The sequence below is a fragment of the Nostoc piscinale CENA21 genome, from assembly GCF_001298445.1.
Classification (GTDB): Bacteria; Cyanobacteriota; Cyanobacteriia; order Cyanobacteriales; family Nostocaceae; genus Nostoc_B; species Nostoc_B piscinale_A.
Genome location: NZ_CP012036.1, coordinates 2,114,679 through 2,139,936, shown reverse-complemented (window position 1 = coordinate 2,139,936; position 25,258 = coordinate 2,114,679). Strand labels below are relative to the sequence as shown.

General features: G+C 40.1%; 26 protein-coding genes and 4 pseudogenes. 14 read left to right on the top strand and 16 right to left on the bottom strand.

The features are described 5' to 3' along the window. Positions 1–637, top strand: a pseudogene (dhaL, locus tag ACX27_RS09350) (dihydroxyacetone kinase subunit DhaL). A gap of 41 nt (positions 638–678) precedes the next feature. Here dhaL and ACX27_RS09345 read toward each other — a convergent pair. The 5 genes from ACX27_RS09345 to ACX27_RS09325 form a co-directional block, all read right to left on the bottom strand. Continuing rightward, a complete protein-coding gene (locus tag ACX27_RS09345; protein WP_062291296.1) occupies positions 679–1,494 on the bottom strand; it encodes a carbon-nitrogen hydrolase family protein in 816 nt (271 codons plus the stop codon). Between the two features lie 383 nt (positions 1,495–1,877). Then, positions 1,878–2,096, bottom strand: a complete 219-nt coding sequence (locus ACX27_RS09340; protein ID WP_062291293.1) for a type II toxin-antitoxin system HicB family antitoxin — start codon at positions 2,094–2,096, stop codon at positions 1,878–1,880. Positions 2,097–2,117: 21 nt separating this feature from the next. After that, positions 2,118–2,357, bottom strand: coding sequence for a 2Fe-2S iron-sulfur cluster-binding protein (locus tag ACX27_RS09335; protein ID WP_062291290.1), 240 nt, complete (start codon positions 2,355–2,357; stop codon positions 2,118–2,120). A gap of 15 nt (positions 2,358–2,372) precedes the next feature. Next, entirely contained in the window at positions 2,373–3,848 is a 1,476-nt protein-coding gene (gene cobQ, locus ACX27_RS09330; protein WP_062291287.1) for a cobyric acid synthase CobQ, read from the bottom strand. Positions 3,849–4,224: 376 nt separating this feature from the next. Continuing rightward, positions 4,225–4,629 carry an Npun_F0494 family protein gene (locus ACX27_RS09325; protein ID WP_062291283.1) on the bottom strand — a complete coding sequence of 135 codons (405 nt, stop codon included), beginning with the start codon at positions 4,627–4,629 and terminating at the stop codon, positions 4,225–4,227. 159 nt (positions 4,630–4,788) lie between these two features. Here ACX27_RS09325 and ACX27_RS09320 point away from each other — a divergent pair, with 159 nt between their 5' ends. After that, positions 4,789–5,226 (top strand): peroxiredoxin, encoded by a 438-nt coding sequence (locus ACX27_RS09320; RefSeq protein WP_062291280.1) that lies wholly within the window; start codon positions 4,789–4,791, stop codon positions 5,224–5,226. Between the two features lie 127 nt (positions 5,227–5,353). On the opposite strand, the gene ACX27_RS09315 is transcribed toward ACX27_RS09320, so the two are convergent. The 4 genes and pseudogenes from ACX27_RS09315 to ACX27_RS35665 all read right to left on the bottom strand — a co-directional run bounded on the left by ACX27_RS09315 (position 5,354) and on the right by ACX27_RS35665 (position 8,258). Continuing rightward, complete coding sequence (locus ACX27_RS09315) at positions 5,354–5,764, bottom strand: hypothetical protein (RefSeq protein WP_062291277.1); 411 nt, start codon at positions 5,762–5,764, stop codon at positions 5,354–5,356. Between the two features lie 40 nt (positions 5,765–5,804). Continuing rightward, entirely contained in the window at positions 5,805–6,683 is an 879-nt protein-coding gene (locus tag ACX27_RS09310) for an ABC transporter permease (protein ID WP_062291274.1), read from the bottom strand. Positions 6,684–6,809: 126 nt separating this feature from the next. After that, a pseudogene (locus ACX27_RS09305) lies at positions 6,810–7,828 on the bottom strand (ABC transporter ATP-binding protein). 262 nt (positions 7,829–8,090) lie between these two features. Beyond that, positions 8,091–8,258 carry a DUF2934 domain-containing protein gene (locus tag ACX27_RS35665; protein WP_083468705.1) on the bottom strand — a complete coding sequence of 56 codons (168 nt, stop codon included), beginning with the start codon at positions 8,256–8,258 and terminating at the stop codon, positions 8,091–8,093. A gap of 237 nt (positions 8,259–8,495) precedes the next feature. Between ACX27_RS35665 and ACX27_RS09300 the strand changes: the two genes are divergently transcribed. The 5 genes from ACX27_RS09300 to ACX27_RS09280 all read left to right on the top strand — a co-directional run bounded on the left by ACX27_RS09300 (position 8,496) and on the right by ACX27_RS09280 (position 12,481). Further along, a complete protein-coding gene (locus tag ACX27_RS09300; RefSeq protein WP_062298242.1) occupies positions 8,496–9,188 on the top strand; it encodes a class I SAM-dependent methyltransferase in 693 nt (230 codons plus the stop codon). Between the two features lie 200 nt (positions 9,189–9,388). Continuing rightward, a complete protein-coding gene (locus tag ACX27_RS09295) occupies positions 9,389–10,339 on the top strand; it encodes an AAA family ATPase (protein ID WP_062291271.1) in 951 nt (316 codons plus the stop codon). A 66-nt stretch (positions 10,340–10,405) separates the two neighbouring features. Next, the gene (locus ACX27_RS09290; protein WP_062291268.1) at positions 10,406–10,678 is read left to right on the top strand and encodes a DUF2281 domain-containing protein; all 273 of its coding nucleotides are present in this window, start codon (positions 10,406–10,408) and stop codon (positions 10,676–10,678) included. A gap of 58 nt (positions 10,679–10,736) precedes the next feature. Next, a complete protein-coding gene (locus tag ACX27_RS09285) occupies positions 10,737–11,114 on the top strand; it encodes a type II toxin-antitoxin system VapC family toxin (RefSeq protein ID WP_062291265.1) in 378 nt (125 codons plus the stop codon). A gap of 47 nt (positions 11,115–11,161) precedes the next feature. Continuing rightward, positions 11,162–12,481 (top strand): DUF58 domain-containing protein, encoded by a 1,320-nt coding sequence (locus ACX27_RS09280; protein ID WP_062291262.1) that lies wholly within the window; start codon positions 11,162–11,164, stop codon positions 12,479–12,481. Positions 12,482–12,607: 126 nt separating this feature from the next. Here the strand turns inward: ACX27_RS09280 and ACX27_RS09275 are convergent, their stop codons facing one another. After that, positions 12,608–13,756 carry an NAD(P)/FAD-dependent oxidoreductase gene (locus ACX27_RS09275; protein WP_062291259.1) on the bottom strand — a complete coding sequence of 383 codons (1,149 nt, stop codon included), beginning with the start codon at positions 13,754–13,756 and terminating at the stop codon, positions 12,608–12,610. Continuing rightward, positions 13,757–14,666, bottom strand: a pseudogene (locus ACX27_RS35660) (isopenicillin N synthase family dioxygenase). A 155-nt stretch (positions 14,667–14,821) separates the two neighbouring features. Here ACX27_RS35660 and ACX27_RS09265 point away from each other — a divergent pair. Both ACX27_RS09265 and ACX27_RS09260 read left to right on the top strand, forming a co-directional pair. Then, positions 14,822–15,328: a GNAT family N-acetyltransferase gene (locus tag ACX27_RS09265; RefSeq protein ID WP_062291256.1), complete on the top strand. Its 507-nt coding sequence runs from the start codon at positions 14,822–14,824 to the stop codon at positions 15,326–15,328. Positions 15,329–15,525: 197 nt separating this feature from the next. Then, on the top strand, positions 15,526–17,202 hold the full coding sequence (locus ACX27_RS09260) for an NAD(P)H-quinone oxidoreductase subunit 4 (protein ID WP_062291253.1): 1,677 nt from the start codon (positions 15,526–15,528) through the stop codon (positions 17,200–17,202). 86 nt (positions 17,203–17,288) lie between these two features. On the opposite strand, the gene ACX27_RS09255 is transcribed toward ACX27_RS09260, so the two are convergent. Next, positions 17,289–18,041 (bottom strand): alpha/beta fold hydrolase, encoded by a 753-nt coding sequence (locus ACX27_RS09255; protein WP_062291251.1) that lies wholly within the window; start codon positions 18,039–18,041, stop codon positions 17,289–17,291. 229 nt (positions 18,042–18,270) lie between these two features. Here ACX27_RS09255 and ACX27_RS09250 point away from each other — a divergent pair, with 229 nt between their 5' ends. Beyond that, positions 18,271–18,453 (top strand): hypothetical protein, encoded by a 183-nt coding sequence (locus tag ACX27_RS09250; RefSeq protein ID WP_062291247.1) that lies wholly within the window; start codon positions 18,271–18,273, stop codon positions 18,451–18,453. A 26-nt stretch (positions 18,454–18,479) separates the two neighbouring features. Here the strand turns inward: ACX27_RS09250 and ACX27_RS09245 are convergent, their stop codons facing one another. The 4 genes and pseudogenes from ACX27_RS09245 to ACX27_RS09230 form a co-directional block, all read right to left on the bottom strand. Beyond that, positions 18,480–19,739: a proton extrusion protein PcxA gene (locus ACX27_RS09245; RefSeq protein WP_062291244.1), complete on the bottom strand. Its 1,260-nt coding sequence runs from the start codon at positions 19,737–19,739 to the stop codon at positions 18,480–18,482. Positions 19,740–19,838: 99 nt separating this feature from the next. Next, positions 19,839–20,513: a carbonic anhydrase gene (locus ACX27_RS09240; RefSeq protein WP_062291241.1), complete on the bottom strand. Its 675-nt coding sequence runs from the start codon at positions 20,511–20,513 to the stop codon at positions 19,839–19,841. A 78-nt stretch (positions 20,514–20,591) separates the two neighbouring features. Next, entirely contained in the window at positions 20,592–20,885 is a 294-nt protein-coding gene (locus ACX27_RS09235) for a P-II family nitrogen regulator (RefSeq protein ID WP_062291238.1), read from the bottom strand. Between the two features lie 4 nt (positions 20,886–20,889). Beyond that, positions 20,890–21,868 (bottom strand): annotated as a pseudogene (locus ACX27_RS09230) (sodium-dependent bicarbonate transport family permease). Between the two features lie 361 nt (positions 21,869–22,229). Here ACX27_RS09230 and ACX27_RS09225 point away from each other — a divergent pair. The 4 genes from ACX27_RS09225 to ACX27_RS09210 are packed head-to-tail and all read left to right on the top strand — an operon-like array spanning position 22,230 to position 25,178. Next, positions 22,230–22,793, top strand: coding sequence for a COP23 domain-containing protein (locus ACX27_RS09225; RefSeq protein ID WP_062291235.1), 564 nt, complete (start codon positions 22,230–22,232; stop codon positions 22,791–22,793). 37 nt (positions 22,794–22,830) lie between these two features. After that, positions 22,831–23,592, top strand: coding sequence for a S1 family peptidase (locus ACX27_RS09220; RefSeq protein WP_062291231.1), 762 nt, complete (start codon positions 22,831–22,833; stop codon positions 23,590–23,592). A 10-nt stretch (positions 23,593–23,602) separates the two neighbouring features. Beyond that, positions 23,603–24,400, top strand: a complete 798-nt coding sequence (locus ACX27_RS09215; RefSeq protein ID WP_062291228.1) for a S1 family peptidase — start codon at positions 23,603–23,605, stop codon at positions 24,398–24,400. Positions 24,401–24,449: 49 nt separating this feature from the next. Then, a complete protein-coding gene (locus ACX27_RS09210) occupies positions 24,450–25,178 on the top strand; it encodes a hypothetical protein (RefSeq protein WP_062291225.1) in 729 nt (242 codons plus the stop codon). Positions 25,179–25,258 lie beyond the last annotated feature (80 nt).

Sequence of the window (25,258 nt, the reverse complement as noted above, 5' to 3'; positions counted from 1 at the left end):
ATGGTCACTCAAGCTCAAATTCTCCAGTGGTTACAAATCTTTGGCTCTGAGATCGAGCAGAATAAAGAATATTTAACTGAATTAGACGCAGCAATTGGTGATGCTGACCACGGGATTAATATGGATCGTGGTTTTAAAAAGGTGATAAGTCAGTTACCAACTGTGACTCAGCAAGATATTGGCAGTATTTTGAAAACTGTGAGTATGAGTTTAATTTCTAGTGTTGGGGGTGCTAGTGGCCCTTTATACGGGACATTTTTTTTTTAAAGCCAGCACTGTAGCGGCTGGTAAACAAGAACTCACTACACCAGAGCTATTAGAATTGTTGCAAGCTGGTTTAGATGGAGTTTTGCAACGTGGTAAAGCCCAACTAGAAGACAAAACAATGGTTGATTTGCTGTCTCCGGCTGTAGTAGCTTTTCGGCAAGCGGTTGAGGAAGGTAAAGATACTGTGACTGCACTGCAAAAATCTGTAACTGTCGCGGAACAGGCGTTAGAGAACACCAAACCGATGTTAGCGAAAAAAGGACGCGCTAGTTATTTAGGAGAACGCAGTATTGGACACCAAGATCCTGGTGCAACTTCGTCTTATTTTATGTTGAGGAGTTTACTAGAAAGTATTCAAGATGCTGAGTAAAGTCTGAAGCAGGCAATTTTAGACTTCAGACTTCTCATACTTTAGCCAAACACGCGGTGTTGTAAAGATGGCATTTGGCGACGTACTTGTTCTAAACGTGAGGGATTGATTTCTGCGATCGCAATTCCGGGTTTTTCCCCAGCATCAGCTAAAATGACTCCCCAAGGATCAATAATTACAGCATGGCCGTGGGTTTGGCGACGAGCGTAGTTTGTTCCAGTTTGGGCTGGTGCAATCACATAACAAGTATTTTCAATTGCTCTTGCTTGTAATAATACTTGCCAGTGGTCTTTGCCAGTAAAAGCAGTAAACGCTGCAGGAATAAACATTACATCGGCTCCCTTGCTGGATAGATGGCGATACAATTCTGGAAAGCGCACATCATAACAAACAGAAAGACCAATACCGCCCAGTTCTGGGGAAAAATATACTGAAGGCAGTTGTGTACCAGCTACTACAGTGCTAGATTCACGATAAGTATTACCATCGGGAACATTCACATCAAATAAATGTACCTTTTGGTAACGGACAACTTCTAAACCACTTTGGTCAATTAAGGTGGAAGTATTATAAACTTTGCCTGTCTCTTCTACCAAAACAGGAAAGCTACCGCCTAAAATTGTGACTTGGAAGCGTTGAGCCATTTTTTTGAGAAACTGTTCTGTTTCGCGGGTGATGGTTGCAGCTTGGGCGAGTTTATCTTTTTCTTCTCCCATAAAAGAAAAGTTTTCTGGTAGCCCAACTAATTCAGCACCTCGACGCACAGCAAGCTCAATCAATTCTTCTGCCTGTGCCAAATTTTTGTATAAATCAGGCACACTTGTCATTTGAATAGCGGCGGCTAAATAAGACTTCATAGATTTAATAACAAAAAGTAGATGTGTGCGGGACAGATACTCAAATATATCGTTACTTCAAGAACTTCGGAACTTAAGCAGCTATGAGGAAATATTGCTTTTCTTTAAGGAGCTTGCTATCCCTAATGTTTAGCTCTATTAATTGTCACCGGATTTTAACACTTTGAGGAATTACATACAGGCTACGGAAGAACAAACCCAAGAGGCGCAGAGAGAAGTTGCGTGCGCGGGTTCCCCGCGTTGAGCAAACTTCGGGAGTTCATAGAGAAATGAGAGTTTGAGAGGTGTTTTGCTTAAGTCCTAAATTTGTGTGGCGGACTACTACTTTTGTGTAGCTAGAATTTTGTGATTGTTAGGTCTGGTTCTAATATCTCAAGTTTGTGTTATGCAGCGTTAAACACGGTTGGCTGTGGCAGTGGATCTCCCGCAGCTTCATAAGCAATAATTAAAGATTCCAGTGCTTCAATGCCATTGGCAACAGCTGACTCGTAAGTATCCCCATGAGTGCGCCAACGTTGTCCAGGGAAATCAGGAAATCCTACCAAGAAGCAATCATCATCTTCTGACCACTGAATCACCATTTGGTACTTGAGTTGATTCATTTCATCTGGAAGATACAATCACTACCAAGTTGGGTCGCTAAATATATGTATTCTCAACTCCTCATCGGTTGGCGGAACTGCGGAAAGGCAAGCGCGAATGACATCGCCATCTTCAAGTTCTACAGTACAGGCGTGACATGAACCCATGAGACAGCCAGTGGGAATAAAAACTCCAGCGCGTTGCGCTACATCTAGGAGTGCTTCTCCCACTTCGGCGTTAATGGCGACATCATCTGGTAAAAATCGAATGCTAACACTCATGCAATTTTTGGCTAACTACGACAAAAACGGTGTTAAGTCTAAATGGCGTTCTACTTCTGTAGCCAGCGAGTCTAAGATTTGTTCTCGCTGTTCTCGGTAGTTGGCGACACCTGTTGGCAAGGATTTCAAACCACGCTGTTGACGCAGACGATTTAACCAAGCACGTCGCCAAGGGCCATTGTCAAACAGTCCGTGCAAATATGTACCCCAAACTGATTGACAGCTATCCACCAACCCTAGGTTAACATCATCAAATAGGGGTTGATACGCTTGACTATCGGGTGGTTGTTCAATACGCGATCGCCCTTGATGAATTTCAAAGCCATTGACTGGCAATCCCATCTGCGGGAAATTAGAACTTACTTGCCGTTGACGAGCGATTTTTTGTCCGGTAATGACGGTTCTAATGGGTAATAAATTCAAGCCTTGGAATCTACCTGCTTGACCTTCTATACCTTCGGGGTCAGCAATAATTTGTCCTAGCATTTGGTAGCCGCCGCAAATCCCTAAAACTGTGCCACCGGAAGCAGCATAATTTTGGATGGCTTCTGCCATACCGCTTTTCTGCAATAAAATTAAGTCGGCAATGGTGGTTTTTGTACCAGGGATAATTACTGCGTCTGGATGTCCTAAATCTTGTTTTGGACTGAGATATCTAACAGAAACAGATGGTTCTGATTCTAAGGGGTCGAAATCGGTAAAGTTGGCGATTCTAGGTAAGCGAATCACCACGATATTCAAGTCAGCTTGAGCTTTATGAGCTTTGCGTTCTAGTAAGTCGAGAGAATCTTCTGCGGGGAATAGTTCTTGAAAATAAGGCAGCACACCAATTACAGGTTTTTTGGTGCGTTCTTCTAGCCATTGGATACCTGAATCTAATAGCGATCGCTGTCCACGGAATTTATTAATTACAATACCTTTAATTAAATCCCGTTCATCGGGGTCAAGTAACTCTAAAGTCCCTACAACGTGGGCAAAAGCACCACCACGGTCAATATCAACTACCAGAATTGTTGGTGCATTTAAATACTTAGCGATCCGCATATTGGTCAAATCACGGTGCTTGAGGTTAATTTCTGCGGGACTCCCTGCACCTTCGCAAACCAACATATCAAATTCTGTGGATAGATGTTGTAGAGATTCTTCTATCGCTCGCCAACCAAGGTCGAAAAATTGCTCGTAGTAATCTGCTGCTTTGACTCTCCCGACTGGTCTACCCTTAACAATTACCTGAGAAGTCATATCACCTTGGGGTTTGAGTAAAATGGGATTCATTTCTACCCAAGGAACCACCCCAGAAGCCCAAGCTTGTACCGCCTGTGCATAACCGATTTCTCCTCCATTGGCAGTGACATAAGCATTTAAAGCCATATTTTGACCTTTAAAGGGAGCCACTCGCCAACCACGCCGCGCTAGTAAACGGCAAATAGCCGTAGTTAAAAGTGATTTCCCCGCGTGGGATGTAGTTCCCACTACCATAATTGCTTTCATACTTAATATGTACTTTTCAATAAGAGGGTGAAATATTCAGTTATGAACGGCTCATGAGATCACATCCGTTCATCAACAGTTATAGCAGCAGGCAGAAGAATTGGAGATTTTAGATTGAGATCAATTAAAAACTGTGAGATTCCAGCTTTCACAAAGTCTTCATCAACGTAGTTACTGCTATAAATCCAGAAGCAATCAAAACTTGAGGGAGGACAAATATCCATACCCAAACTCTTGACCCCCGTGATTTATGCAACTTTCATCAAAATCTGAGCAAAGCTATCAGATGTTAATGAAGAATTTATCTTGGGCTTGATGCTTCCGTAAGTATATTGTTCCCTTTTGTAACCTAATCTTAACTTTAAGATTTTTAATTCTAAAAAGGCAGCCTCAACCAACGAATGGAGGCATTGTAGAGGGAATCTCGCCAGGAAGGGGCAGGAAAATTTTGTCCCTGATATTTTTCGATTAATTGATGACCTAAAGGTGTGAGGCGAAAACTATCGGTAATTCCTTGACCATCAACTTCGCGCCGCAGGACACCAACTTGAATTAACCAGTCTAAAGCGTTGTAACAAGCTAATTCTGATAAGGGATGCTGGGTATAGCCATTTTTAATGCCGTTTTCTTGGGCGATCGCATTTAATGGTACACTCTGGTTACGCATGGCGCTAAATAAACCAACTCTGAAAGGAGAACAAATGAGCGATCGCTCTGCTCTTTCTACTGTACTAACAGGGTAAGAGAAGGATTTTGGGGTTGGGGAATCAAGTCTATTCATAGAAATATTTATTTATCTCAACACAAATTAATTTACAACTCATAAACTCACTCAATTAATTCTGAATCCTGTATTCTGACTTCTGAATTGTTCTTTAATCATTGTAAATTATTGTAAAATTTCAAAGTCATCAACAAACTGAAACAGGAAAGGTTCATTATGCCTCTAGCAGTTGGTACGGATGCACCTGCATTTACCGTCAAAGATACTAATGGCAACACTGTCTCATTGTCTGATTTTGCTGGTAAGACAGTTGTTTTGTATTTTTATCCCAAAGATGACACTCCCGGCTGCACCAAACAAGCGTGTAGCTTCCGCGATGCTCAAGAGCAATATCAAGGTAAAGATATAGTTGTTTTGGGTGTGAGTGCCGATGATGAAGTGTCGCATCAAGCTTTTACCCAAAAATTCAATTTGAACTTTCCTTTATTGGCAGACACCGATAAGTCTCTGATTCAAGCTTACGATGTTGATGGTGGTGGTTATGCCAAGCGTGTTACCTACGTCATCAACCCCAATGGCACGATTGTTCATGTTGATGCCAATGTGAATACATCTAACCACGCCAGCGATATTTTAGCGGCTCTGGGCTTGTAATTAATCAATCCAAAATCTAAAATTCAAAATGAATTGACCTCACCTTTTGTCGTCATACCCTTTCACTGACTACCAAACCTAGCTTCAGTTAAGGATTTACAGACAAGGTGAGGTTTTTGAATTAGATTCAGTTTTGGGGTGGAACAATCTGCACTGGAGAAACCACACTAGGAGATGTGATAGCTGGTAAACCAGGAACCGCTTGTCCTGTAGTGCTATTTACGGGTTGATTGGCATTTTGTTTGAGTACAGCCCGCTTTCTGTTTAATTCAGCCACCGCTGAATTTAATTCTTCGTCTTTTTGTTGAGCATTCCAGTTGAAATTACCAAATTGAGCGCGGTGAATTAAATCAAGGGGATTTAAATTACCTGTATTGGGCGAAAATGGATTGGTATTATCTTGAGAATTATCGCCAGGATAGGTATCGATTGTATTTAGCTGCGCCAAACTGGGTTGGGCTGCGAGGAAAGAAGCACAGCCAATTCCTGCGAATGTAGCTACAAAGAAGCTTTTAACTGATAAAAATGATTTTTGCATGAGATTCTCCAATACGCTCCAACGACACCATGTTTTTATCTTAAGCAAGAGTTTTGCGTAGTTGGGGTTGAATGCTGAGTAAAGCCACAACAGCAAAGCCCAACAAAATTAACAAAGCACTGCCAAAGGTAACATCACCCCAAGGTGCTTGCATCACAACGCTACTCAATCCCCAGTCTTGATGCAAATAAAGATAACGGATAGGTTCAATAGCGTAACTGAGAGGGTTGAGAGTGGCGACAACTTGTAACCACTTGGGCATGAAAGATAACGGCGCTAAAGCGGTGCTGGCAAATAATAAAGGCAGGTTAGTAACGAATATTACAGCAATTAATTCAATATGTCCTGGTAGGGCAAAAGCTAAACCAAGGGAAATTGCAGTTACACCCAAAGCTAAGAGGAAGACGATGAGAGCGATCGCACCCAAGCCTGCGGCATCTGGTATGCCCGCACCTAAAAAAGCTGCTGCACCAACAATTACGGCTGCTTGTAGTAAGCTTTGGCTAATAATAAAGATGGCGGAAGCAAAGACAATGGAAAACCGCGATGCTAAAGGCGCGACTAATAAACGATTCAAAAAGCCAAATTCGCGGTCAAACATCACAGGTAATCCGGCGTTCAAAGCTCCAGCAAAAGCAGTAAAAACAATTACCCCCGCAGCTAAAAATTGACCGTAGTTTGTCGTACTACCAAATAAACCCTTCGGTGCATTTTGGAATAACGCGCCAAATAACACCAACCACATCACAGGCTGAACAATTCCCGCCAATAAAGTGGAAGGACGACGTTGTAATTGAATAAACAAGCGACGAGTTAAAGCCAGTGTCTCTTGGACTAATTCACCAAAAAAATTAGGTGCGGCACCCGCAGGTGAAGCTAGTTGCTGCCAATTTAAATCAGATTTAGGAGTTACACTCATAATATTTTGTCATTAGTCATTAGTCATTGGTCAATAGTTCAGTAGTCAATAGTCAGTCAATGGCCAATTGCTATTAGTAATTACAAATGACAAAGGACAAATGACTATTGACACTGCGAAGCAGTTCTATCTCATATTTTGCTTCTTTTCTGCTTTCGGATCGCGGTTAGCAATGGCTGCTAGTTCTGCATCCATTAAGGTGCGTCCGGTGGCGGCGAGGTAGACATCATCTAGGCTGGGGCGTGATTGGGCGATGCCGAAAATTGGTAAGCTGGCGTTATTCAGCGTTTGTTGGATGGTAATTAAGGCATCACTTTGGGGCGTGACTACCAAGTTGAGGGAATTACCTTGGGCGCTGTTGATGATGATTCTTGGACGAATGGCAAAGCTTGTAAGAGGTTTTTGGCTTTTTCGGCTTCCTCAACGGGGGAAAATTCCCGGATGCGTAAGGTAATGCGATCGCCTCCTACCCTATCTTTTAATTGTGAAGGTGTACCTGTGGCAATGACAATCCCACGGTCAATAATAGCCACGCGATCGGCTAGTGCGTCAATTTCTTCTAAATAATGGCTGGTAATTAATACAGTAGTTCCTGATGCTCGCAACTTTCGTAAAAACTCCCAGACAACAAAGCGGCTTTCAATGTCCAGTCCAACTGTAGGTTCGTCTAAAACCAAAACATCCGGTGCATGGAGTAGCCCAGCTGCTAAATCTAGCCGTTTACGTAAACCGCCAGAATAAGTTCCTGTCTTTTTATCGGCGTACTCTTGCAAACTCAGTAAATCTAAAACGGTTTGAATTCGCTGTTTTGCTACCGCGCCAGGGAGGTGATAAAGCGCCGCTTGCAATTGCAGTAGTTCGCGTCCAGTTAACACTTTATCGATAGCGACTTCCTGCGCGACATAACCGAGTTTTTGCCTTGCAACTCTGGGGTTATCCAACACAGAAACACCAGATACTTCGATTTTGCCTGCATCGGGAGTTGTGAGGGTACACAAAGCACGCAGAGTCGTAGTTTTACCTGCACCGTTGGGGCCGAGTAAACCAAAGATTTCTCCTGGTTCCACCTCAAAGGAAACGTCTTTGACGGCTTCAACAGTACCGTAGCACTTTTGCAGATTTTGAATTAAAACGGCGGGAGCCATGACAGCCAATCCCTAACTATACAATTCGCAACAAAGTCTATATATATTGTAGTTGAGTAAGGTGAGGTGAAGCGATCGCTGGGATACGACTCTTATATATTTAGGGTACAGGGATATGGAGGTGTACTTCGACAGCACTCAGTAACCAGGGTGTAGGTTTTCAAAACCCTTACACTTTTCGACTGATACTCACAGCAAAGCCCTAAACCCTCACACCCTTCCACCAATTTTTAACAGACAATCTTGGCGCTTAAGTCCTACTTTATCTCCTATTTCTCTTATTCCTCATGAGTTCCTTCTCAGCCTCCAGCCAATTTTCCCAAGCTTTGTCGTGAGGACATCCCATTTTCTGCCAAATTTCATAAGCTTTTACCCGAATTGCTGATTCATCTGGTAGGTTACTAATGAAATATTCACAGCAATTATTCATAAAACTATAAGGTGGTTTTACAAAAAAAATCTTGACGACCTATAATTTCAGCCGTAAAACGATAGCAGTTTTTTTGGATTGGGCAATTCTTTCCTGGACATAGAGTAATATCGTAAGGCATATATTTTTTGACTAACAACAAATTTTATCGGCAGAATTCAGGAGTGAGAAGTCAGAAACTAGAATGATTTATGATTGCTATATTTGATTTGGCAAAAATCTATTAGTATCAATTTTATGGCAGAAAAACAATCAGGAAATTTACAGAATTATGTTAAACAGTTGGCTACGGAAGCTTTAGAAAAAGAACAGCCATCTGCATGGTTTGAAATTTTGTATGCCCAAGCTGAAGGTGATGTAACACAAATTCCTTGGGCAAAATTGACTCCTCACCCTTATTTGCAAACATGGTTAAATAATCATCAACCATTTATGAAAGGCCAAAAAGCTTTAATTATTGGTTGCGGTTTGGGAGATGATGCTGAAGCTTTAGCAAAACTGGGATTTGATGTGACAGCTTTTGATATTTCTCCTACAGCGATATCTTGGTGTCAGCGACGATTTCCTGATTCGAGTGTTAACTATGTAGTTGCAGATTTGTTTGCACTTCCCTTAGAATGGCATCTTGCTTTTGACTTTGTGTTTGAATGTCGTAACATTCAAGCCTTACCTTTAAATGTGCGTTCTGCTGTTATTTCGGCGGTTACGTCTTTGGTTAAGCCAGGTGGCAAGCTTTTGCTAATTACTCGTATTCGGGATACAGAAGCAGAACCTTCTGGGCCACCTTGGTCATTATCAGACTCAGAACTACAACATTTGGAAAGTTTCGGTTTACAGCAAGTAGAAAAAATCGTATTTAGCGACCATCCGCAGGAAATGGATATTAAGCAAGTAAGGATTGAATATCAAAGGCAAAATTCTCAGAGGTAGTTGCACAATTAGAACTTACGTACGTAGTAAGACGATAAATCAAAGGTTTGAGTAATGGTAAAACGGTATATGGGTATAAGAAATTAGGTGTCTAAACCTCCTTACACATATTCTTAAAAAATAAATTTTATGCGTAATTTTTAATAACGTTGTTATGCAAAAATTTGATTTGTAAATTTCGATTTTTATAAATAAAAATTATGAGCCAAAACCATTCTGTATTAACTAACCTGGAACAAAAACTAAATCAAATTGTAGTTGGACAATCGAGTCTCATTCAGCAGTTGCTAATAGCATTGTTAGGAGGTGGACATGTAATTTTAGAAGGGGTACCTGGAACAGGTAAAACACTTTTAGTCAAAGTTTTAGCGCAGTTAATTCAAGGTGATTTTCGTCGCATTCAACTTACACCAGATGTTTTACCCTCAGATATTACCGGAACAAATATTTTTGACTTAAATAGTCGCAGTTTCACCCTCAAAAAAGGGCCAGTTTTTACCGAAGTTTTACTAGCAGATGAAATTAACCGCACTCCTCCCAAAACCCAGGCGGCGCTGTTAGAAGCAATGGAAGAAATGCAAGTAACTTTAGATGGTGAAAGTTTACCGCTACCGGATTTATTTTGGGTAATTGCGACACAAAACCCCTTGGAATTTGAAGGGACTTATCCTTTACCAGAAGCGCAATTAGATAGGTTTTTATTCAAACTCTTAGTAGATTATCCCGACCAAGCCGCAGAAAAACAAATGTTACTCAATCGTCAAGCTGGTTTTGCAGCGCGACGGATAGATATTTCTAATTTACAACCCGTAGCAACGGTAGTCGATATTTTACAAGCACGGCAAGAAGTTAAACAAGTACAAATATCTGAAAAAATTATCGATTATCTCTTAGCTTTAGTGAGAGCTTCGCGTCAATTTCCTGATTTAGCTTTGGGTGCGTCACCGCGTGCTGCTGGTGCTTGGTTGCAAACATCCCAAGCCGCCGCATGGTTAGTAGGACGCGATTTTGTCACACCAGATGATGTCAAAGCTGTAGCTTCACCTTTGTTACGTCATCGCTTACTGCTCAAACCAGAAGCCATGTTAGATGGTTTACAAATTGATGCGATTATTGCGTCAGTAATTAATCAAGTACAAGTTCCAAGATGAAGTGTGAATGATAAAACTTGATAAGACAATCAATAGCTTACAATTGGATAAATAATCGAGGTAAAAATGACAATTAAAGAACAGATTAACCAAGAACTAGCAAAATTACCTGAACCTTTATTACAGGAAATTTTAGATTTTATTCAGTTTTTGCAATCCAAACACCAGCCAGAAAATATATCAGCAAATAACCCAGTTTCTCAACCACTTACGGCAGAACATAATTGTACTAGTTCTACTGCCGAAGATTTATTAGAATTTGTCGGTAGTTGGGAAGGTTCAGATATCAGAGAATGTCTGCAACTAGTTCATGAAAGCCGGATGCAACTTGAATTTTAATCATATATCTTCTTGATACCAATCACTGTTCTTTCTTGATGGAGGGTGTACCTAGTGTTTGCGATCGCTTAGTCAAATACAACTGTCTACTAGCGTCATTGTGGCAGAAGAGTTACGCTTTATGGCGCAAAATTCGCAACAGAAAGCTGCTAACTTAATCAAAATAAATGCGTTTTTGCAGCGAATTAACTTATATGGAATCGATAAAGAAACTACAGAAATTTATGGTGACTTTAAATCTGAATTAATCAAGCATTTTGGCCCCAAAGAAAAAATTAAACGTAGCACAATTCAATTAAATACTATCGGGATTAGTGAAAATGACCTCTGGATAGCTGCGACAGCTTTACGCCATTCATTGATAATTGTTTCATGCGATAGTGACTTTAAGCGAATGCAACAAGTAAGAGAAATTGCTTGGGAAAGTTGGGTTTAGATTTCTAAAAAATACTTGTAAAAATTAGCAAAAAAACTAAATAAAAAATGATTCCTTCTCAACGACTTTATTTATTCTTGATATCGGCAATTGCGATCGCTCCCATCCTATCCTTATTTATCACAATTCCCGTTAGCATCGCCATCATTTTATTCTTTGATGCCATTATTCTGATATTGATGATTGTGGATGGGTTGCGAGTCCGTCCATTACGAGCGCAAATCAAGCGCGACTTACCGCAACGCTTATCAATTGGGCGAGATAATCCGGTAATGTTGACGGTAACAGCCGCAAACACGGATGCAATTATTCAAATTCGTGATTACTATCCCGCAGAATTTGGCGTATCTACCCCAACACTCACCAGCACTATTCCCGCTAACACTACCCAAGATTTAACTTACACTGTCCACCCCAGACAACGGGGTGAATTTCCTTGGGGAAATATTCAAGTGCGACAGTTGGGAACTTGGAAGTTAGCTTGGCATAATTGGCAAATACCGCAAAATGTTCCCGTCAAAGTTTATCCTGATTTAATTGGGTTGCGATCGCTCTCTATTCGCCTCACATTACAATCATCAGGTTCCATCCGCCAATCTCGCCGTATGGGTATCGGTACAGAGTTTGCGGAACTGCGGAACTATCACACTGGTGATGATTTACGCTTTATTGATTGGAAAGCCACCGCCAGGAGAACTACTGGGAATACACCGCCTTTGGTGAGGGTATTAGAACCAGAACAAGAACAAACCTTGATTATTTTATTAGACCGTGGTCGGCTGATGACAGCACAAGTCAAAGGCTTACAGCGATTTGATTGGGGTTTAAATGCGACTTTATCATTAGCATTAGCCGGATTACATCGGGGCGATCGCGTCGGAGTGGGTGTATTTGACCGCCAAATGCACACATGGGTTGCACCAGAACGCGGTCAATCTCATCTTGGTAAGTTAATTGATTATTTGACTCCAATTCAACCAGTTTTACTCGAATCTGATTATTTGGGTGCAGTCACTAATGTAGTACAAAGGCAAACTCGCCGCGCACTTGTAGTAGTAATTACTGATTTAGTTGATGTCACCGCTTCTACTGAATTATTAGCCGCACTTTCCCGGTTAGCACCAAGATATCTACCATTCTGTGTTACTTTGCGAGATCCTCAAGTTGATCATCTAGCACACACATTTACTCAAGAAGTCACAGCAGCATATAGTCGTGCTGTTGCCTTAGATTTATTAGCACAACGCCAAGTTGCTTTTGCCCAGCTAAAGCAAAAAGGTGTCTTGGTACTTGATGCACCAGCAAATCAAATTACGGATCAGTTGGTTGAACGATATCTGCAACTCAAAGCACGAAATCAGTTATGAATTGTTAATATAGAGGCTGACTTAATACTGATGCTATGCCCAAGTTAGATAAGCTATCCAGCATTTAATTTGCACAAAAGAGGCTCGATATTTTATCTATGAGCCTTATCAATTCTAAGGTTTAACTTACTTCATACCTATGATTATTTGATTCATAATTTCATCTTCCTTCCCCGTGACAAAGTTAGCAAAACGTTGTGCTAAAGGTGGTACAAAAACAAGAGGATTGCTGAATCCCGAAAAAATATGCACACCTGCAAATTCTGGGATAGCACCAATTACAGGTAAACGATTGTTACTAAATGCAACTAAACAATGATACCAAGTTCCTGGTAAATTACCCAATGCCGGTAACACTGAAGTAATATTATTTCGCAACCAATTTTCGCTATCTTCGGCATTTACTTGTGCATCAGGATTTGTGAGTGTCCGACTAATTTGACCCACACGCAAGCTACCATCTAAAAACTGCACTGCACCTACATCTAATATTGGTGGGACTAATTCATTTCCCAATTCATCCCACAATTCATCAACTTGTGTTGATGCTGCTTCTAATTGAAATCTTTGCAGATTAGCTGGCATTACTAAAGTTTGTAAACGCAAATCTACAGGTGGAATTTCAATCATTTCGGCGTGGGTAAAATACACTTTGACGGAAATACCTGCTGATTTGAGTATTTTTCGGCTGAGTCCACCAGCGCAAATCACAACGTTAGCACTATGATAAGTGTCGGTATTTGTTTGGACACCACCTTTGAGGATTTGCAAAACTTGACTAATTTGCATTTCCCCGCCAGCGCGTAAAAAAGCTTTTATATATGCTTGTGCTGTTTTGTCTGGATGAATATGGCCATGTTTCACAGTTAAAGCACCGGAAATAACCTCCCGATTTAGTAATGGTTCTAACTCATAAGCTGCTTGTACACTCAGTAAACTTGGTGGTACGGCACAATTAGCATAAATACTGGCGGCGGTTTGTGGGTGAGTATCGGCTGAAATTGTCAGTAATAAATCTAATTCTCGCAATTCAATATCAGCATCTAACTCTTGAGACAAAATTTGATAACGGGCGATCGCTTCTTGGCATAATTGACGAGTAAGTGGTGTTGTTCCTGACCAATAAGCTAGTCCACCATAACTATATCGAGTTGCATTGTCTGGTGTGGCGTGTTGTTCTAATAACAGTACACTCAAACCGACTTTGACTAATTCATAGGCAAGTGTCGCACCCGTAATTCCGCCACCAACCACAATCCAATCGTAGGTTTTCATTTAATATGTTGCTTGTAAACGACTCAAAAGATATTCTCCCGCAAGGATGGGAGGATAAATAGGCGCACGTTGTTTTTGACAAGTTTCCAAACAAGCAATTTCTGTATCATCATTAGGATGACAGAAAAACGCGATTGAATAGCGCGATCGCTGTACCCTGTGATCCTTGGGAATCATCACCCGATGCTTAGTTGAACAAAACACATCATTTGTCCAACGCTGCATCAAATCTCCTGTATTCACAATCACCGTATCAGGAATTGTCGGCGCAGTTATCCACTCTCCAGTTGTTGTTTGCACTTCCAAACCACCCACATCATCTTGGAATAGCAAAGTAATACTGCCATAATCAGAATGCTCACCCGCACGCACTTGTCCAGGTTTCGGAAGTTCTTGTAATGGTGGATAATGTAGCAGTCGCAGAGTATGATTTTGCTGATTGTGTCTAACCGTAAAAAAAATCTTCTGGTAATCCTAACGCCAAAGCAAATGTTGTTAATACTTTGTTAGTTAGTTCTGTACAAGCTTTATAAAATGCAATAATACAAGGGTCGTTTGCCAGAGTCACGCCATTTATAGGAAACGCAACTTCTACCTTGCTAAAATTAAACGCTTCTTTTAAGTCTCCTGGTTGACTTGGATTGAGCCTTTCTCTTTCTTTGCCAACATAACCAGTGTTACTAAATTCATTTTGCCAAGCTATTTGTTGTTTAACTTCTAGCGGTAAATTAAAAATATGTTGACTATAGCTAAATACTGCTGCAATCAGTTCTTTTGAAATGCCCTGATTTTGTAAGTACATAAAGCCAACTTTATGGCAAGCTTGATAAATTTGTTTTACTACAGCATCTTGAGCTTGTGAATGACTATTTATCAAGGCTGATAAATCAATAATTGGTATTCTATACATTGGAAAAATCTATATCAATCCTATTTATAAGTCTCTTCTTTAATAAAAATTAATTTCCCTAAAATCCTTTTACATCCTGCCTTCTGCATTTTTCTAACTACAAATTAACTACAAATATTTACCTCGCTCTACTGATACATAGTAAGGAAGTTATTTTGCTACAAATTATTCAATGCGAAACTGACAAAGACAAAGCGCACATCAAAGATTTGCTGTTTGAATATTTTAGCTGGATAAATTTGATGTGGAGCCAGGAATTTAACATGGGTTTTGATATTAATTCTTCTTTAGAAGAATGTCTTGCTCAACTCGATGAATTTATGCCACCAGATGGACGCTTACTTTTGGCAAGATATAAAGGCAAAATTGTTGGTTGTGTTGGCTTACGCAGCATTGATCAGGGAATTGGAGAGGTAAAAAGGCTGTATGTCCAGCCAAAATTTCGCGCCAAAGGTATAGGTCGAGAGTTATTAGAAAATATTATCTATGAAGCTGCCAATATAGGTTACTCAAAACTGCGCTTAGATACGGCTCCTTTTACGAAAGCAGCGCAAGCACTCTATCATTCACTCGGTTTTCAAGATATTGCACCATATTTTGAAAAAATAGAAGTCCCTCCAGAATATCGAAATAACTGGATTTTTATGGAATTGAGACTTTAATAAAGATAAGCTGTGTAACTACACAATTTTAGAGTAAAGTAACCTAATCTTACTTATTGTTCAATAAATTGTCTGTTATTTCGACCTTTGCATAATAAATTCCTTCTATAGCAATCTGCGGTAAAGATTTATGAAGAAAATTTAACGTAATTGCATATAATGAGTTTATTCAACTATGAGTATTTTTGCTTACTGCCATGATAGCGGATGGATTTCCTTGGCTAACCGCGATTATTCTGCTCCCACTCGTTGCTTCCATGCTCATTCCCGTGCTGCCTGATAAAGACGGCAAACTTGTGCGCTGGTATGCTTTAGGTGTGGCGATCGCGGATTTTACCTTGATGTGCTATGCCTTTTGGAAGCATTACGATGCCAGCAGTGCAACTTTTCAACTCGCGGAGAAATATACCTGGGTGCCTCAGTTGGGGTTCAGTTGGGCAGTTTCAGTCGATGGAATATCCGCGCCACTTGTGCTACTGGCAGGATTAGTAACAACCCTTTCAATGTTTGCCGCATGGCAAGTTAACCTCAAGCCACGCTTGTTTTACTTCTTGATGTTGCTGCTGTATGGCGCACAAATCGGCGTATTCGTCGCCCAAGACTTACTGTTGTTCTTCATTATGTGGGAACTAGAATTAGTTCCTGTTTATTTACTTGTCTCTATTTGGGGTGGTCAAAAACGTCGTTACGCTGCCACCAAATTCTTACTTTATACCGCCGCAGCTTCTATTTTTATTCTCGTAGCGGGCTTGGCAATGGCGCTCTACGGCAATAATACAACCTTCGATATAGTCGAACTTAGTGCAAAGAATTATCCTTTAGCTTTAGAACTGTGGTTATATGCTGGGTTATTAATTGCCTTTGGTGTCAAATTAGCCGTATTTCCCTTACATACATGGTTGCCTGATGCCCACGGTGAAGCATCAGCCCCTGTATCCATGCTATTAGCAGGTGTACTGCTGAAAATGGGTGGATATGGGTTAATTCGCCTAAATTTAGAAATGCTTTCTGATGCCCATGTTTACTTTGCACCAGTTCTTGCAACTCTCGGTGTCATCAATATTATTTATGGTGCATTAAACTCCTTCGCCCAGACGAACATGAAGCGCCGCCTCGCTTATTCGTCTATTTCTCACATGGGCTTTGTACTTTTGGGAATTGCCTCCTTCACTGATGTCGGTGTCAGTGGTGCAATGCTGCAAATGCTTTCCCACGGTTTAATTGCCGCAGTCCTATTTTTCTTAGCTGGTGTTACATACGATCGCACCCATACAATGGCAATGGAAAGTATGGGCGGTATTGGTCAAATTATGCCAAAAGTATTTGCCCTGTTTACCGCTGGCGCAATGGCATCACTAGCACTTCCCGGTATGAGTGGCTTTGTGAGTGAACTACAAGTATTTGTTGGCATTACCACCAGTGACATTTACAGTCCTACATTCTGCACCGTCATGGTGTTCTTAGCCGCCGTCGGAGTTATCCTCACCCCGATTTATCTGCTGTCGATGTTGCGACAAGTATTTTACGGTACTGGCGCAGAACTCAGCTGTGATATTGGTAACTCTGCTTTTGAAAATCAAGAAGATGAAGGTACAGTTTGCTTTGGTACAGACTGTCTCCTACCAAGCGAAGCAGTTTACCGAGATGCCCAACCGCGTGAAATCTTTATCGCCGCTTGCTTCTTGGTACTGATTATTGGTGTTGGTATTTATCCCAAATTAGCTACGCAAATGTATGATGTCAAAACTGTGGCTGTTAACACCCAAGTACGCCAATCATATATTCAATTTGCCGAAGCCAAGCCCGAAATTTATGCCAAGGGATTATTTGCACCCCAAATTGCCCAACCGGAAGTTTTAGGAATCATTAAATAAATTCTTCCACCAAACAATTAATTAGCCGTTATTAACTGTGTGGTGATGAATGCAGTTGATGACGGCTAGTTTATTGATTGTGTACTTCACTTACTTGAAATCTGCTGTAATACTGAAGCCAGCATTTCAGGACAAGACAAATGTGGGCAATGTCCAGATGGTAATTCGATCGCATCAACTCCTAGACGCTGGCGTGCAGCGTAGCGTGACCATGCAGGAGAGATAATGCGGTCATTAATACAAACAATATATTTACGCTCAACTGTAGGCAAGGCTTTTAGTGGATGGGTTTCAAATATATATGCTAAAGATTGTTGCGATCGCCCCTTCGATATTGCCCAATCTACCACATCTGGTTGACAATCATGATAGAAAAAATGCCTTAATACTGCTTCGTCTGAATAGTCTTTCCCTAAAGAATCCGGTTCATACATACTCGGTTCTGAGTGGAACTGTTCAAGTTGACTTGGATCTTTTAGTTGATAATTGAAGGATTGCAGCGTATCAGAATTAAGCTGATGAGCAAATTGGTCAAGTGTACTAATTCCAGGATAGGGAAGTAGCGCCGCCACAAACACTAGTTGACGCACTTTTACCGCTTCTGCAACCAAAGGAATTATCGTACCAGCCATTGAGTGACCTACTAGGACAATATCATCATCTGTTTTAGGCAGTACTTTAATCACTGCATCTGCAAATTGAGACAAAGTTGTAGAAGCATTTTCAATTGGCAAATCCATTGCTAGAGTTGTGTGACCCTGAGATTCTAAGTAAGGCGTTAGTAGATTCCAACACCAAGTGCCTTGAAAAGCGCCATGAACCAGGCAAAAAAGACTCATATCGCAATCCTATTTGATTTCTAAACTACTGGTTGATAGAAATAGTAGGTCATAGGCAGTAGATTTGTAATTCATTTAGGACTGCTATCTTAAATACTAAATTGAATAGATCGTAATGATGAATTGATTGAATAAAGTTTAATTTCATTTAAATCCCTACTTTTAGATACATGACTATTCGCACTGTTGTTAGTTAAGCTACAACTAGAAACTAAAACAGGTGCAAAATATGAATAAAACATTAATCACTAGCATAATTTTTGCAATGTTAATCTTGTTGATTTTTTCTCCCTTTGCTGCCCTTGCTAGTTTAATGATTGTGTTGTTAGTGACTGCAACTTTTTGGTTTATCAAAAACATATTTCAAGCAATCATTAGTGGCAATGTTCAGCCAACAGAAGAAGGAGATTGACAATCTATTAACGTAATTGGCGAATCTTATTCGTTCATTTCTTTATATGTAGCCAGTGCTGAAGGTGACAAGCGGCTGAGGTAACGGAATATCCAGTATTTCACAACTGTATCCAAAATTACGGGAAATGTGGCAATAAAGAGAAATATCAAACTTCTATTAGGTGCTAGTCCCAAATGTTCGGCTAACCCTTCAAGAATGACTTCCCAACCGTGTGGGGAGTGAAAACCAACAAATATATCAGTAAACAAAATAATCACAAAGGCTTTAGCACTATCACTCAAGCCAAATATCAGTTCATCTATAAAAGATTTAATCGCCGCAATTTCTTTTTTGCCATTAGCAACTACGACAGCAAAGGCGACTAAAGAAATTAAATCAGCGAAAACATTACTAATGGCTTCTTGACTTTTACTGCGGAATTTTTGAGCTATTTCAATGGCTTTTTCTTTGACAGTAGTTTTGATTTCCTCTGGAGATAAACTAGGCGCTTTCTTGAGGAGAGTTTGAAATTTTAATTGTTCTTCAAAGGTTTTTAACTCCTTGAAAGCTTCTTCCTCCATCTCAGAATTAATAAAAATACCAGTAATTTTTTGACTTCTAACATGCTCTACTATAGGACTCACTAAAAATTCTTTAGAAAACCGCTGAGTTAGTAACGGAATCACAATTAACAGTAACAAGAACCGCACAGAAGTTCTGGTGCGATTTTGGGAAATGTGGTAATTCCGAATAAAATCTGCTTCGGCGTTGGGAGAAAAGTCTGTGGTAATTCGGTTAATGGTTCTACCAATAGAACTAGGGAGAAATCCTATACTTCGATTGTTGGTGGTAGGGTTGATGACATTAGATGTATTTTGATAAATTTCACTGTCAATTTTTAGCGGTTGAGATGCTGATTGTTGATTTATTTTGCTAATTATTAAGGTTTGTTGCTGATACTTTTCAATAACTTCATCAATAAACTGGAGTTTATCTAATAAAACAGGGTTAGAGATTTCTAATAGTGCGCGGCTGGCTTGGAATTCGGCGAGTCTCAGTTTAATAACAGTTAAATTTTGGGTCAGTATGTTATGCCAATAAGACATGACATTTGGTGTCTCATTTACAGATGCGGCAGAAATGATTTGATTGTCAAAATGCTCTATTTCAATATTTCTGATTTTCTTGGCAGCATCATAAGCTTGAGCAAGCGATCGCTCTGGTGTATTGAAAAACCATTGTTTCACCACTTCCCAATATTCATATACCTTTTGCCGCAGCAAATCACTATTCTTTGTAAACAAAAAAATTCTTCATTGCCGTATTTAGTGTAAACTTAAATTAAGATAGGGTAATCAAGAGTTTAAAATCTCACAATTACCCTATCAAGCATTAATAATTAATTACTCTGAATATACACCAATCAACGGATTTGGTACAGGGAAGGGACGATTTTCTAAAATCTTAAATTGCCCTGCATTGGCATCATAAGCAAATACTTCACCAGTCTCAATTTCATAAATCCAAGCATGAAGAGTTAGTTGACCGCTATGCAGTCGAGAACGAATAATTGGATGGGTTTCGAGGTTTTCGATTTGTGTAAGTACATTTTGTTCAATGGCAATTCTTAAAAGCTTATCACTGGGATAATCTTTATAGTTATCCATCACCAAACGGCGAGTTGGTTCAGCGTACTGCCTTAACCAGTCATAAACCAACGGCATTTGCTGTGCCAAACTACCTATCTGTAATAATCCTCGCATTGCTCCACAATGAGAATGACCACAGACAACTACATCATTGATATTTAAAGCCTGAATTGCATACTCTATTCCTGCACCTTCAGCACCATGAGGTGAGCCATAAGGTGGAATAATATTACCAACATTACGAATAACAAATAAATCTCCCGGCTGACTCTGGGTAATTAAAAAAGGATCAATCCGAGAATCAGAACAAGTAATAAATAATACTTCTGGTGTTTGTCCCTGCGATAAATTTTCAAATAATTCCCGGTGTGTAATAAAATAATTATCGTGAAATTCATTCAGCCCCGCAATTATGCGTTTAATTGGCACGGTTAAAAACTCCTGAATAATAAGCTAATGTGATTTTGAGAGACGTTGATACTATCAATACGCCTCTTCAGAGCTTATCTAATGTGCAATCCACTTGGCATCAGAGACAATACACACACCTCCAAATTTTTTCAAAATCGGCTCAATTTCTGTTACTAATTCTTGTTCTTGTGCTTGTGTGCAAACACTCATAATATAGCCATTCGTGAGCGTATGAGTTTCTAAATCATTAAACACTCTGCCTCTATCTCCTTTACCTGTGACATCTTCAATTACTGTGTAACCAGAAACCCCGATTTTTTCTAAAATATCTAGAACTTTTGGTAGTTCTAAAGAGTTTGTAACTATCTCGACTTTCTTGATGGCTTCCACTTATTTAAACTCCGATCGCTTTGATAATATTGAAATACAAAGGAATGCCAATAATAATATTGAAAGGAAAGGTCAAGGCTAATGCCATAGATACATACAAACTAGGATTAGCTTCTGGAACTGTCATTCGCATCGCTGCTGGAACTGCTATGTAAGAAGCACTCGCACAAAGGACTGCAAATAGTAAAGCATTACCCGCAGACATGCCAATTAATTTGGCAATAATTATGCCGAAAATGGCATTAGCTACAGGCATTAATATCGAAAAGGCAATTAAAAAAGAACCAGTTTTACGCATATCTTTGATTCTTCTGGCGGCAACCATTCCCATATCTAGTAAAAAGAAGGCTAAGACTCCGTAAAAAAATTTCTTGGGTGAATGGATGTAGTTTTTCCCAACCTTTTTCACCCGTGAGTGTGCCAATAATCACGCTACCAATCAAGAGAAAAACTGAACCATTTAAGAAAGCTTCCCGTAAAACTTCACTCCAAGAAAATTCGGCTTTTTGGTTTTCTTTCGGTGGTGCAAACAATCTCACTAGCAAAATCCCCACAATAATTGCTGGTGATTCCATTAATGCTAAAGCGGCTACCATGTGTCCGCCAGAGGAAATATTCAAAATTTTAAGAAAAGATTGAGCAGTAATAAATGTCACTGCACTAATTGAACCATAAGTTGCTGCTATGGCGGCTGCATTGTATGCGTCTAATTTAACTTTTAAAATGAAAAATGAGTAAACAGGAACAGCCGAAGCCATTAAAATCGCCGCAAAAAGTGTGAGAGCAATTTCAGGATTGATACCACTTTCGGTAATTTCATATCCGCCTTTGAAACCAATAGCTAGTAACAGGTAAAGGGAAAACAATTTAGGTAAAGGTTGTGGAATTTCCAGATCAGATTGCAAAAAAATTGCCAGCATTCCTAAAAAGAAAAATAACACTGGCGGGTTTAGAATATTGGACAGAATTAAACTGGAATTCATGTCTAACGCCCCTGATATTGATTCTGAAGAACAAACAAAAAACTAGCCGATTGATTCATGAATATAATCTCTGTAACAAAAGATTAACTATTTTCGGTTAATATATTTCAACATTGTGTCCAAGGTGTGTTTTTTGTATGTCATTGCTATGAATTAGCTCAAGAATATACTTACTGATTAGTATCGAAATTAAAATTTTAAAGTCAATTTCTATCTACAACAAAACTTTGTCATACTCAGGGAAACTCGGTTTAAGTTAAATTAATTTTCTAGCGGGAACTATCACCGTGATTTTACGGTCAATGATGTTTTACACTTTCAGTAAGATACCTGATATTTTTGAGGAAGTTAGGTGTTAACCATGAAATTGAGGTTGTTTGGCCAAGGCTTGATGGGGATTGGAGTCACTTCTGTAGCGGCGTTGAGTATGGTTGCAACTATTGATCAGCCTAGCTATGCGGGAGGGACGATTTTTAAGTGTGAAAAGCGTCAAGGTGTACCTGTCACAGTTGCTCAAACGCAAGATGGTAGGAAAGTCCCGATGATTCAATGGTCATCCCAAGATTACTTTCCTAGAGAGTGGAACTCAGAACGCCGTTGTTATGAAGTGTCTCGGAGGTTTCAAAAAAGTTATGACAATGGCAGACTTAAGTACATTAAAACAGGCGTGTTGCGTGGACAACCTGTAGTGTGTGCCGCGATAAACCAGAATGCGCCTTGCACTGATAGTTCTTTGTTATTTACTCTCAAACGTGGTAGTAATGCGAAAACAACTTTGAGAAGACTGATGAATCGTCGGGGATTAGTCGCGGGGAATGTTCTGAATGAAAGTGGGGGAGACTCATTGAACATTGATTTTGATACATATTTAAATAACGCGACAAATGACCAAAATAGCGATATTAATCAAGATATTAATGAATAAAGATGCGATCGCTATTTTTTATCTGTTGTAAACCCAAATGAATGGTTCTCCGTTGACACTGGTTGTCTGTCTTGGCAGTATTTCCCTAATTTTGTCGGCATCAGCACCAGTTGTCAGTATTCCTACACCAAATTACATTGCTCGGTCGATTACTGTCAAAGTTCTATCTCAAGATTTTTTGGGTTCGGGTATTTTGTTGCGGCGTAGAGGTGCAACATATACAGTACTGACCAATGCTCATGTATTACAAGCTGGTGATCCTCCCTATCGTGTACAAGCGCCAGATGGTAGGATTTATAGAGCTAATTTACCTCAACGCTTAAACTTCGGAAAAAACGATTTGGCTGTGTTGCAATTCAAAAGTGCAGGCAGTATCTATGCAATAGCATCTCCTGGTGCATTTCCCGCATCAGGAGATGAAGTATTTGCTGCGGGTTATCCGGCTGTGGAAGAACGAGGTAAAAAACAAAGTTTGGCGTTTACCACAGGCAAGGTGAGTTTAGTTCTAGCCAAACCTTTAGAGGGTGGTTATCAACTAGGCTACACCAACAATATTAAAAACGGTATGAGTGGCGGCCCTTTATTAAATGTTCGGGGTCAAGTGGTGGGAATTAATGGGATGCAAGCTTATCCATTGTGGGATCAACCATCAGTATTTGCTGATGGTTCTAAAGCCGATGAAAGATTGCATCAAATGATTATTCGCCTCAGTTGGGCTGTACCGATAACAAAGGTGATACAGATGATGCCAAAAGCCGAAAACACTACGGTTACTACTGTATTTAATCAGGCTGATTAGAGGTCAGATTATGAAACTTAATCGTGGATTTACAACAGCAATTGTCGGGGTAGCGATCGCCTTGACGCAACCAGAAGTTGCTCAATCCTTAACTGCACAAGATGTCACTAATCTTGCTCAAAACATTACTGTCATGATTAGTGGCCCTAAACTTGGTTCTGGAGTGATTATTTACCGCAAAGGCAAAACCTACAGCGTGCTGACTAATTGGCATGTGGTTGATGCGCCAGGAACTTACACCATCCAAACAAGAGGTCAGACCCAATATCAAGTTCAACCCACGTCTATCACCCGTGTTCCAGAAGCAGATTTAGCAATTTTACAGTTTAACAGCGATCAAGCCTACAATGTGGCGATTTTTGGCAATTCCGATGCCACCAGGGAAGGCACAACAGTATATGTATCGGGCGCACCGGAACCATTACACGGCATTGAAAACCGCACTGTGTTAGTCCCAATGGGACAAATTATTGGGACTAATTCTCAAGACAAAGAAGGTTACACCTTAATTTATAGCAACACGACTTATCGCGGGATGAGTGGTGGCCCTGTGCTAGATGATAACGGCCGTTTAATTGGAATTCACGGACGCGGTGCAAGATCCGACGGGGAAAAAGTTGGGTTTAATTTAGGCATTCCCATCAACATCTTTGTTAATTCTAAAGCCGTGAGAACTTTGAAATTAGCAATACCGATTTCTCAACCAAAAGATAAACCTGCATCTGCTAATGTTCCTACCATTGGCAGACCATCAGTCATCAACGGTTCTGGCGGAGCCGCAGGTTCTTGTCCTGGTAGAATTTGCTAAAGACGGCAGAATTTAGAATAAAACATTTTAATTTACACATTTTTTTCAGATGAAAAAAATTTTAAATTTTAGTCTTTTAACTGTATTACTATTGCCAAATTTGCTAAATTTTGCTGGTGAACAAGCGATCGCCCAAACTGCGATCGATGAAGATAAACTCAACACAGTCAATGGAATGCCTTGGGCGGGCGGTGGCTTGCCTTTTAGTAAACTCGTAAATATCCAAGATACTCTAGTGAACTCCGCTTTAGGCAAAGTAGTTATTGATGCCCACGGTGAAGACCCCTTAAGCAGTTTAATTAAAAGTCCCTTTAGCGGCCCCCGTCCCGGCAGATTTGTAGTTGTGTCTTTGTGGGGAAGCAAAATTGAAGGCTGTTTTGCGAAAGTCGTCGTCCAAACTGCCCCAGCCGATGGCCAGGCAACATTAGAACAAATCGCTCCTACCACCATAGAGTTAGGTATTGATGGTCAAATTCTGCAATTAACTCCTAGCCCCAATAGCAAAGTCAGAGGCTTTTCTGGCAAATATACATATACCGAATATGAAAACAATCAAAACGTTTCATATAGCAACACTTGGTATATGTCAGATACTTTATTTGCTATTAATGCCGATGCTGCTAACATTTTACGCAAAGCTCAACCAAAAGAAGTCCGCGCTCGGTTAACTTTTGCCAATGGTGATACTAAAGTCTTTCCTATCGGTAAAGGAACGGTGAAACATTGGCAAGAAGCTTATGGGTTTAATAGTGCTTGTACTGCACCAAATCAACCGTAAATAAGGCAAAAGGTAAAAGGGAAAAGGCAAAAGAATAGATGCTATGCCGGAGTTAAAAAACTATAATTAATAGCTAATTG

What these genes read in the sequence shown, in the direction of transcription:
- ACX27_RS09345 (WP_062291296.1), bottom strand. Translation starts at nt 1,494, where the DNA reads ATGAAGTCTTATTTAGCCGCCGCTATTCAAATGACAAGTGTGCCTGAT.
- ACX27_RS09340 (WP_062291293.1), bottom strand. Translation starts at nt 2,096, where the DNA reads ATGAATCAACTCAAGTACCAAATGGTGATTCAGTGGTCAGAAGATGAT.
- ACX27_RS09335 (WP_062291290.1), bottom strand. Translation starts at nt 2,357, where the DNA reads ATGAGTGTTAGCATTCGATTTTTACCAGATGATGTCGCCATTAACGCC.
- cobQ (WP_062291287.1), bottom strand. Translation starts at nt 3,848, where the DNA reads ATGAAAGCAATTATGGTAGTGGGAACTACATCCCACGCGGGGAAATCA.
- ACX27_RS09325 (WP_062291283.1), bottom strand. Translation starts at nt 4,629, where the DNA reads ATGAATAGACTTGATTCCCCAACCCCAAAATCCTTCTCTTACCCTGTT.
- ACX27_RS09320 (WP_062291280.1), top strand. Translation starts at nt 4,789, where the DNA reads ATGCCTCTAGCAGTTGGTACGGATGCACCTGCATTTACCGTCAAAGAT.
- ACX27_RS09315 (WP_062291277.1), bottom strand. Translation starts at nt 5,764, where the DNA reads ATGCAAAAATCATTTTTATCAGTTAAAAGCTTCTTTGTAGCTACATTC.
- ACX27_RS09310 (WP_062291274.1), bottom strand. Translation starts at nt 6,683, where the DNA reads ATGAGTGTAACTCCTAAATCTGATTTAAATTGGCAGCAACTAGCTTCA.
- ACX27_RS35665 (WP_083468705.1), bottom strand. Translation starts at nt 8,258, where the DNA reads ATGAATAATTGCTGTGAATATTTCATTAGTAACCTACCAGATGAATCA.
- ACX27_RS09300 (WP_062298242.1), top strand. Translation starts at nt 8,496, where the DNA reads ATGGCAGAAAAACAATCAGGAAATTTACAGAATTATGTTAAACAGTTG.
- ACX27_RS09295 (WP_062291271.1), top strand. Translation starts at nt 9,389, where the DNA reads ATGAGCCAAAACCATTCTGTATTAACTAACCTGGAACAAAAACTAAAT.
- ACX27_RS09290 (WP_062291268.1), top strand. Translation starts at nt 10,406, where the DNA reads ATGACAATTAAAGAACAGATTAACCAAGAACTAGCAAAATTACCTGAA.
- ACX27_RS09280 (WP_062291262.1), top strand. Translation starts at nt 11,162, where the DNA reads ATGATTCCTTCTCAACGACTTTATTTATTCTTGATATCGGCAATTGCG.
- ACX27_RS09275 (WP_062291259.1), bottom strand. Translation starts at nt 13,756, where the DNA reads ATGAAAACCTACGATTGGATTGTGGTTGGTGGCGGAATTACGGGTGCG.
- ACX27_RS09260 (WP_062291253.1), top strand. Translation starts at nt 15,526, where the DNA reads ATGATAGCGGATGGATTTCCTTGGCTAACCGCGATTATTCTGCTCCCA.
- ACX27_RS09255 (WP_062291251.1), bottom strand. Translation starts at nt 18,041, where the DNA reads ATGAGTCTTTTTTGCCTGGTTCATGGCGCTTTTCAAGGCACTTGGTGT.
- ACX27_RS09250 (WP_062291247.1), top strand. Translation starts at nt 18,271, where the DNA reads ATGAATAAAACATTAATCACTAGCATAATTTTTGCAATGTTAATCTTG.
- ACX27_RS09225 (WP_062291235.1), top strand. Translation starts at nt 22,230, where the DNA reads ATGAAATTGAGGTTGTTTGGCCAAGGCTTGATGGGGATTGGAGTCACT.
- ACX27_RS09220 (WP_062291231.1), top strand. Translation starts at nt 22,831, where the DNA reads ATGAATGGTTCTCCGTTGACACTGGTTGTCTGTCTTGGCAGTATTTCC.
- ACX27_RS09215 (WP_062291228.1), top strand. Translation starts at nt 23,603, where the DNA reads ATGAAACTTAATCGTGGATTTACAACAGCAATTGTCGGGGTAGCGATC.
- ACX27_RS09210 (WP_062291225.1), top strand. Translation starts at nt 24,450, where the DNA reads ATGAAAAAAATTTTAAATTTTAGTCTTTTAACTGTATTACTATTGCCA.